Annotated in this window: 2 protein-coding genes; both read left to right on the forward strand. The window is 67.6% G+C overall.

What is annotated here, in order from left to right; translation table 11 throughout:
- Positions 1 to 1,348 (forward strand): circularly permuted type 2 ATP-grasp protein (locus DIE23_RS38875; protein ID WP_148093497.1); only part of this gene is annotated, 1,348 nt, incomplete at its 5' end.
- A gap of 64 nt (positions 1,349 to 1,412) precedes the next feature.
- A partial coding sequence (locus tag DIE23_RS38880; RefSeq protein ID WP_185646624.1) for an alpha-E domain-containing protein occupies positions 1,413 to 1,903 on the forward strand: 491 nt, incomplete at its 3' end.

Below are 1,903 nucleotides of genomic sequence, written 5' to 3' on the forward strand. Positions count from 1 at the left end.
GTGGCTCGACACGCAGAACCCTGCCAGCCTCGCCCAGAAGGCCCACGACGCGGAAGGCGTGTTCCGCAGGACAGGCATCACGTTCGCCGTATACGGCGACGCGCAGGCCGCCGAGCGGCTGATTCCGTTCGATATCGTGCCGCGGATCATCTCGGGCGCGGAATGGAGCCGGCTGTCGCTCGGCATCGAGCAGCGCGTGATGGCGCTCAACGCGTTCCTCGACGACATCTATCACCGCCAGGAGATCGTGCGCGCCGGCATCGTGCCGAAGCACCTGATCGCGCACAACGAGGCGTTCATCCCGGAGATGATCGATTTCCGGCCGCCGGGGAACGTTTACACGCACATCATCGGTGTCGACATCGTGCGCACCGGCGAGAACGAGTTCTACGTGCTGGAGGACAACGCGCGCACCCCGTCCGGCGTGTCGTACATGCTGGAAAACCGCGAGACGATGATGCAGCTCTTCCCCGAGCTGTTCCAGCAGGTCAAGGTGCGCCCGGTCGAGACCTATCCGCAGATGCTGCGGCAGTCGCTCGCGGCCGTGTGCCCGCCGGGCGGCAACGCCGACAACCCGACCATTGCCGTGCTCACGCCCGGCATCCACAATTCCGCATACTACGAACATTCGTTCCTCGCCGACCAGATGGGCGTGCACCTCGTCGAGGGCAGCGACCTGCAGGTGGTCGACGGCCGCGTCGCGATGCGCACCACCGAAGGCTTCCGGCCGATCGACGTGCTGTACCGCCGCGTCGACGACGCGTTCCTCGATCCGCTCACGTTCCGGCCCGATTCGGTGCTCGGCGTGGCCGGGATCATGGACGTCTACCGCGCCGGCAACATCACGATCGCGAACGCGCCCGGCACCGGCATCGCCGACGACAAGGCGATCTACTCGTACATGCCGGAGATCGTCGAGTTCTACACGGGCCGCAAGGCGATGCTGGAGAACGTGCCGACCTGGCGCTGCGGCGAGGCCGACAGCCTGAAATACGTGCTCGACCATCTCGACGAACTGGTCGTGAAGGAAGTGCACGGCTCGGGCGGCTACGGGATGCTGGTCGGGCCGTGCGCATCGAAGGCCGAACTCGAGGCGTTCGCCGCGAAGCTGCGCGCCCGGCCCGCGAACTACATCGCGCAACCCACGCTGGCGTTGTCCACGACGCCGATCCTGACCGAAGCCGGCCTCGCGCCGCGCCACGTCGACCTGCGGCCGTTCGTGCTGGTGTCGGACCGGATCCGCATCACGCCGGGCGGGCTCACGCGCGTCGCGCTGAAGGAGGGGTCGCTCGTCGTCAACTCGAGCCAGGGCGGCGGCACCAAGGACACCTGGGTGCTGGCCGACTGAGCCGGGCACGACCGCGCGCGCCGCAGCCGGCGCGCGAACCGAACGAAGACGGAGTGGACACGAGATGCTTCTGGGACGAACTGCGAGCGGTCTCTACTGGATGTACCGCTATATCGAGCGCGCGGAGAACATCGCGCGCATCGTCGATGCCGGGCTGCGGATGGCGCTCACGCGCACGTCCGACGCGCCGGCCGAATGGTCGTCGGTGCTGGTCAGCTCGGGCGCGGACGAAGGCTATCGTCAGAAGTACGACGCGTATGCCGCCGATACCGTGACCGACTACCTGCTGCGCGACCGAGACGACCCGTCGAGTGTGCTGTCGTGCATCGAGGCCGCGCGCTCGAACGCGCGGATGGTGCGCACGGCGCTCACGCGCGAGGCGTGGGAGAGCGTGAACGGTGCATGGCTCGCGCTGCGCCGCGCGCTCGCGCAGCCGGTGCCAGAGAGCGGGCTGCCGGCGGTGCTCGACGAAGTCAAGCGCGAAACCGCGCTGATCCTCGGCAGCTTCTACAGCACGATGCTGCGCAACGAGATCTTCGATTTCGCGCAGATCGG

Source organism: Burkholderia sp. Bp9143 (genome assembly GCF_003853645.1).
Classification (GTDB): Bacteria; Pseudomonadota; Gammaproteobacteria; order Burkholderiales; family Burkholderiaceae; genus Burkholderia.